Origin of the sequence: Marinagarivorans algicola (assembly GCF_001292705.1) — a bacterium.
Taxonomy (GTDB): domain Bacteria; phylum Pseudomonadota; class Gammaproteobacteria; order Pseudomonadales; family Cellvibrionaceae; genus Marinagarivorans; species Marinagarivorans algicola.
In genome coordinates, this window is sequence record NZ_LGAK01000020.1 from 92,641 (window position 1) to 99,423 (window position 6,783).

Here is a 6,783-nt window from a genome sequence, read left to right on the forward strand (position 1 = left end):
AGTATTATTAATAAATATGCAAAAAATATTTATTTAACTCTCTAATGTGATTGATTTATGCAAAAAAAAATTATGGCCCGTACGGTGCCCAGCAATTCAATGCTTACCGACGTAGCGCCAGTGTTAGCGCGTATTTATGCCGCTCGTGGCGTACTTGATAACGCCCAGTTAGATTATTCGCTCAAGCATTTATTTAGGCCGAGTCAATTAAAAGGTATTGAACAAGCCTTAACATTATTATTAGCAGCCCGTGCCAAGCAACAGCGCATTTTAATTGTGGGTGATTTTGATGCCGATGGCGCTACCAGTACTACCGTGGCGGTGCGTTGCTTACGAGCGCTTGGCTTTAATAGTGTCGATTATTTAGTTCCTAATCGCTTTGAATATGGTTATGGCCTAACGCCTGAAATTGTGACAGTGGCTAAGCAATTTGAGCCTGATTTACTGATTACTGTTGATAATGGAATATCCAGTATCGAAGGTGTTGCCGCTGCACAAGCGGCGGGTATGAAAGTATTAGTAACCGACCATCACTTGCCTGGAGCTCAGCTTCCTAGTGCTGGTGCTATTGTCAATCCGAATCAGCAAGGCTGTGAGTTTCCGACTAAAAATTGTGCAGGCGTCGGTGTTATATTTTATGTTTTAAGTGCTTTGCGCGCTGCAATGCAATCGGAGTACTACAGTCAAAAACCAGCCCCTAATTTTGCTCAATTTTTAGACCTAGTATCACTGGGTACCGTGGCTGATGTGGTGCCTCTTGATCATAATAATCGTATTTTTGTGCAGCAAGGTTTGCTACGTATGCGTGCTGGCTTGGCCTGCGAAGGAATTAAAGCCATTGCCAAAGTTGCGGGCCGTGAAATAACCAAATTACGCGCTAGCGATTTAGGTTTTATGGTAGGCCCGCGGTTAAATGCAGCAGGACGCTTAGATGATATGAGTTTGGGGATTCGCTGCTTGCTCACCGACGACCCCACTGAGGCTTTAGCATTAGCTAGCGAGCTAGACGCATTAAATAAAGAGCGCCGAGCTATTGAAGGGTCTATGCAAGCTGATGCAGCCGTTATATTAGAGGCGCTCAACCATAACAATGAAGACGAGGCTTTAAGCGGCGTATGTCTTTACCAAAGTGATTGGCATCAAGGGGTGATTGGTATTTTGGCTTCTAGGGTCAAAGATAAATTGCATCGCCCTACTATTGTTTTTGCCGATGATAGCGAGAGTATACTAAAAGGTTCAGGCCGCTCGGTGGCAGGTATTCATTTACGCGATGTGCTTGATGAGGTGGCCGCCAAAAATCCTGGTATGCTCACTAAATTTGGCGGTCATGCTATGGCAGCAGGCTTAAGTTTAGAGAAGCATCACTTGCTCAATTTTCAAAAAAGTTTTAATGAGGTTGTCGCACAAAAAGCCGGTCAAGAAGGCTTAACTCCTGTGTTATTTACCGATGGGGCTTTAACTTCAGAGGATTTTAATTTGCCATTAGCTGAAGCTTTGGAAAATGCAGGGCCTTGGGGGCAAGCCTTCCCCGAGCCTACGTTTAGTGGAGAATTTATTCTAGTTAACCAGCGCATTGTTGGGCAAAAACATTTAAAGCTGGTGCTAGCATTACCCCAAAACCCACAGCAAACGATGGATGCGATTAGTTTTAATGTGGATGTTTCTGTATGGCCTAACGACACTTGTCATCGCGTTTTAGTTGTCTATAAACTGCAAGTCAATGAGTTTAATGGTCGCCGTAATGTGCAGCTATTGATAGATTATATCGAAGCTTTGTGAGTGTGAGTCTAGTGCTAATACATATTACTGTTAGCTTAAGACGTATTAAAGTGTCTGCCATCTCATGCTAGGTAACTACCTTTTGGTTGCTTTCATTGCCTAGGTCGCAAGGAAGTATGGGGCTGCTTAGGCTATAGCCTTGCCCGCAAACGGCAGCCATTGGCGTAATGAGTTGACGAATATGGTGTAATGCATCGTATTCGTTTAACCCTTGAATAAATAGCGTTAGGCCTAAGCTTTGGCAGTAGTGTATTAGTGCTTGCAATAAGTGTGTGCTCGGGCTTTTAGGCTGTAAGCCTTGAGCAATGGTGGGTAATAACTTGAGGTAAGTTAAGGGCAGGTTTTGCAGTATATCGAGGTTGTTAAGATTGCACTGGCTAATATCTAAACTTATTTGACAATGGCTTTTTTGCAATAGACTTTGCAGTTTATGAGTAGGATGAGAGTCTGTTTTTTTGATGCTTTTTACTTTTTCGATATGGCCTGTTCTGTTGGAGCTGTAATATTGTGCTAGTACAAAAGGTATTTGTAATATCACTGTGCAATTACCTACATGTTGTTGGCCAATAGTGGTAATTAACGCTTCAAACTCTTGAGGTTCATTAAATCCGTTATGTGTAATATCTAGCCAGATTTTTATATCGCTTAAATGATGTTGAGTGGCACAATGCTTGAGTGTATTTTTAATGAGCCAGTAGCTTAGGCTGCGCGTAAAGTGAGGATCTTTTTGAGTGAGTAAAAAATGCCCTTGGTTTATTCGGTAGGCATTGCCCTCTGTCCATTGGATTAGTGGCTCTATTATAATGTTTTTTTTGGCGGTTGTTTGCTGGTCATGCAGCGGTACTATACTCCAATAGCGTAAGCTAAATTCATTCGCACTAAGTGCTTTACGTAAGCGTGATGCTAACTCTTTTTGTTGTTTAAAATTTTGGTGCATGACTGCATCAAAAATACACACATGGTTGTGAGTGATTTTTTGATTTTTTTGCAGTGCTTGCTCGGTGGCAATGGCGGCATGGCGAATAATATCTTCACCAATGCTGTAAAAGTGATCGCAGTAAACAAGGCCCATAGTTATGGGTAAGCAAATTATGTTTTCTTCTAGTATAACTTCCTGATTTAGTGTTGAATAAAGTGCTTCACACTCCTCTATAAACTGCTCTTTTGAGTTTAAATTTTCCCGAATAATAATAAATGTATCTTGATTTATTTTGGCTAAAAAACTCGTTAAATGGCAGGATTTTTTTAGGCGTAATGCGAAATCTATAATGTAATGATTAGCGGTGCTGTGACCGACCTGTTGATTTAAATCTTTTAAATTTTGTAACGTAATTTGGCTTACCGCAAAGCGATAATAGCGGTCGCGACTGGATTTGTTTAAACACTCATCGAGTTTTTTGGCGAGCAGGGTGCGATTGGGTAGGCTGGTTAAGTTATCGTGAAAGGCTTGGTAGCGCATTTGTATTTCGGCACGCTTGCGCTCGGTGAAATCAAAAGCACTCGCTAACCATGTTTGTTGCCCGTCATAATTGGTTTGAGTGACGTTAATGTAAGCCCACCTGACTTCGCCACTGCTGCGCGAAAACTCTATTTCTATACCCTTGCTGGCATTATTTTTAAGCAGCGTGCGATCGTTAAATTGCTGGCTAAAGTCTTCGCCAAAAATAACCGAAATAGGTAATAGCTTAAGTGCCGATTGGTCTAGTTGCGTGAGTGCTTCGGCGGCCTTGTTGGCATAAATAATAGATTCTCTAAAGGCAAAAATGGCAGCTCCTGTCGATTGGGCTAAAGCTTGAAAGCGGTGCTCACTCTCATGTAGTGCCGCAATGGCGGCATGTTTGCGATATTGCTGATAGGTTAAAGCAGTAATATCGGCAAGGCTTGCGACGTATTGTTGCTCATCTGGGTGCCAGTCACGCGTGTTATTGATTTGGTATACGCGCAATACGCCTAAGTATAGGCCGTCGGCTTTAATGGGGGTATCAAGCATGGCTCTCACCGAGTGCTCCTGCAGGTATTGCAGACTTTGTGGCGTGTTGCCATCATGGTTTGTAGCATCACTAGTTGCAATTACGCGTCGCGTGGCAAGCTCGGCAAAATAGATAGGGTTAATCGAGGTGTGAATACTGTTAGCGTGCACAAAGGTATCGCTTTGCTTGTCGTATTCGTGCTCGCATTCGAGTTGGCTTTGGTCGCTATTAAAAACCCAGATACCGGCTCGGCAAGCATTTAAGGTATTGGCACAGTTGCGACAAATCTCTTGAAAGGCCACGGCGATATTGACATTATTAGAATGAGCTTTATTAGCTTTGGAGTTGTCAGGATTATGAGGGGGTTGGCTGTCTGTTTTGTGGTTAGCATCAAGTGCATGGCTGAGTGTTATTAGGGCCGCATTTTGGCGCTTAATACGTGCTTGGGTGCGTTTATGTTCGTCGCCATTGAATGCTGCGGAGTCTGCACCAAAGGTCAAGTAAGTGGCGTTAATAACGTCTAATAGTGTTTTATCGCTAGGTGATGCGCTTTGTTGGTTGGCTTTAATTTGTTGCTCGAGCAGCGGGTGGTATGCCATGGCTTGGGCCTCATATGCTTTTTATACAGCATAGGCTATAGCAAGCTAGTCGTTTAAAACGGGTGTGCTGGATGGGCTTAATGGACGCCAGTATTAAAATTTATCGCGCCACATAAACTGTAATATACGGCTAATAAATAGTCGTATTTGTGCCAGCATAGCAATCGTAAAGCCAGCCCCTATACTAATGAGGCCAATTAATACGGCAAGCTCTTGGGTTAGTGAGGGGAGTAAATGCGTGTTGGCAATAATAATACAGGCCAAGCCCGCTCCAAAAGCAATAACGCCCAAGCGAAACTGCTTAAAAATGGGCTCCAGTGGTGTACTGTAATGATTGATCAGTAGCTGTACATAGCGATTATTAACGCGCGGTGCCTTGGTTACAGCTTTGTTTTTAGCTTGAGTATTCATCCGCTAAGTATTGCTTAACTATTGGCTTCTAGCCAGCGCTTGGCTGCTTCTTGGTCTGTTGTTTTTGCCTCAACCCAATGCGCGCCTTCTTTTTTCCAAAATGGCGCGCGCGTTTTTAATAAATCAATCATATAATGGCAAGCATCGAAAGCCGCTTGTCTATGGTTGCTAGCGACACCTACAAATACAATTTGCTCACAAGGAGTTAACCGCCCCACACGGTGTACAATAGTGGCCGCTTGCAGCTGCCATTGCTCTGTGGCTTGCTCGGCAATAGTATTAAGCACAGCTTGCGTCATGGTAGGGTAGTGTTCAAGCTGCATGGCATGCTCGCCTGCAAACTCCCTAACGAGCCCTGTAAAGGTTACAATCGCGCCTGTTTGGCGATGTCCTCGCAATTGCTCATAAAGGGTGTTTTGGCAAAAATCATGTGTCTGAATTGTAATGTTAATCATAGGAATAGCTACGGTATTAAATAAGTGCAATTAGTGACATTTAAGCGTTAGGCCAATCACTGTTACTGAGTAAATCTTTATGCCTTATCGCTATATTGAGGCTTATTAGTGTTGCTGTAAAGAGAGGGGTTTTTTGAGGTTGTATTTTTGTGGGGAATCGAGTATGCGGTCGGGTATTGCCAGCAAAAAATCGCCGTAAACTCATTTATAAGTAATACTCTGATACATAGTTAAATGCTCAATATTCTGTTGGTAAGCTAACTGCAAATAATGTGTTTACTATGTGATTTTTTATTGAATTTGAAACTGTGTTTTTTATTATAACAACAATTACCTTAATTATAATAACACCTTTAATTTTTTCGATAATTAGCTTACTGGCTGCGATTGCTATAGATATCTATTTGGGTATTGTGTGATCTAGATGTTTGCTGTTTTTTGATTAAGCGGTGCTAATTATGTCCGATAAAAAATGTGTTATAAAAGGGAATCGACATTGAATATTACAAAACAGAATATTGATGACGCTGTAGCTGAAAAAATAATTTCATTTGAGCAATCTGAAAAGCTCATCGAATTTTTGAAGGCACAACCTAATACCCCCTCTAAATTTTATTTTACTCATGTGCTTTATTACATAGGCGGCCTAATTGCTATTGGCGCAATGACCCTTTTTATGGGCTTAGGATGGGAGTCTTTTGGTGGTGTGGGTATTGTGTTTATCTCTTTATTTTATGCCTCGGTTGGTTTGAAGCTAACCAACGTTTTTAAAGCTAAATGCTTAGCTGTTCCGGCGGGAATATGTGGGACTTTTGTTATAGCGTTAACACCGTTAGCGGTGTATGGCCTTCAGCATGCTTTAGGGGTTTGGCCTGATGACAGTGTGTATCGCGAATACCACAGATACATAAAATGGCATTGGCTCTATATGGAATTAAGTACGCTCGCAGTAGGGGTTATTATTGCCTGGAGGTATAAATATCCCTTCTTGATGATGCCAATTGCAGTGACTCTTTGGTATTTAACGATGGATATTGCGGTAATGATTGGCGGCGATAATTATAGCTGGGAGCTGAGAAAGTTAGTGTCTATGTATGCGGGCTTGTTGATGATTGGATTAGCCTTTTGGATTGATATTAGGTCTCAAAATAAAGCCGATTATTCATTTTGGATATACCTTTTTGGCGTGATCGCTTTTTGGGTTGGAATGACATTCCAATACTCCGATAGCGAGTTATCTAAGTTTATATATTGCGTCGTTAACCTGCTTATGATTTTTTTTGGTGTATTAGTTATTAGGAGAGTCTTTGTTATATTTGGGGCTATAGGTGTTTCTATTTATATCGGTCATTTAGCCTTAGATATATTTAGAGATAGTTGGCTATTTCCCATTGTGTTAACCTTGTTTGGGCTATTCGTTGTTTATTTGGGTATACTTTGGCAAAAAAATGAACTTGCAATCACATCAAAAATAAGAAGCTTTTTACCTGAAGCGTTACGCAAATTATTAGAGTCTAAGCATGCATAGGTCAATAAAAAATAGGCTAATTACTTGGTTTTTTGAGGGCC

5 protein-coding genes are annotated in these 6,783 nt (G+C 41.6%); 2 read left to right on the forward strand and 3 right to left on the reverse strand.

The features are described 5' to 3' along the window. Positions 1–57 precede the first annotated feature (57 nt). Positions 58–1,779 (forward strand): single-stranded-DNA-specific exonuclease RecJ, encoded by a 1,722-nt coding sequence (gene recJ / locus AC438_RS08625; RefSeq protein WP_053980850.1) that lies wholly within the window; start codon positions 58–60, stop codon positions 1,777–1,779. Between the two features lie 67 nt (positions 1,780–1,846). Here recJ and AC438_RS08630 read toward each other — a convergent pair whose 3' ends face one another. From AC438_RS08630 to AC438_RS08640, 3 genes are all read right to left on the reverse strand, one after another. Then, entirely contained in the window at positions 1,847–4,348 is a 2,502-nt protein-coding gene (locus tag AC438_RS08630; protein WP_053980851.1) for a diguanylate cyclase domain-containing protein, read from the reverse strand. Positions 4,349–4,441: 93 nt separating this feature from the next. Next, positions 4,442–4,759, reverse strand: a complete 318-nt coding sequence (locus AC438_RS08635; RefSeq protein ID WP_238376357.1) for a hypothetical protein — start codon at positions 4,757–4,759, stop codon at positions 4,442–4,444. A gap of 14 nt (positions 4,760–4,773) precedes the next feature. Further along, positions 4,774–5,214, reverse strand: a complete 441-nt coding sequence (locus AC438_RS08640; protein ID WP_053980852.1) for a molybdenum cofactor biosynthesis protein MoaE — start codon at positions 5,212–5,214, stop codon at positions 4,774–4,776. A gap of 496 nt (positions 5,215–5,710) precedes the next feature. On the opposite strand from AC438_RS08640, the gene AC438_RS08645 reads away from it, so the two are divergent. Further along, positions 5,711–6,742, forward strand: coding sequence for a hypothetical protein (locus tag AC438_RS08645; RefSeq protein WP_053980853.1), 1,032 nt, complete (start codon positions 5,711–5,713; stop codon positions 6,740–6,742). Positions 6,743–6,783: the final 41 nt, after the last annotated feature.

Excerpts from the sequence above, each read along its gene's own strand:
- AC438_RS08640 (WP_053980852.1), bottom strand. The coding sequence starts at position 5,214 with ATGATTAACATTACAATTCAGACACATGATTTTTGCCAAAACACCCTT.
- AC438_RS08635 (WP_238376357.1), bottom strand. The coding sequence starts at position 4,759 with ATGAATACTCAAGCTAAAAACAAAGCTGTAACCAAGGCACCGCGCGTT.
- AC438_RS08630 (WP_053980851.1), bottom strand. The coding sequence starts at position 4,348 with ATGGCATACCACCCGCTGCTCGAGCAACAAATTAAAGCCAACCAACAA.
- recJ (WP_053980850.1), top strand. The coding sequence starts at position 58 with ATGCAAAAAAAAATTATGGCCCGTACGGTGCCCAGCAATTCAATGCTT.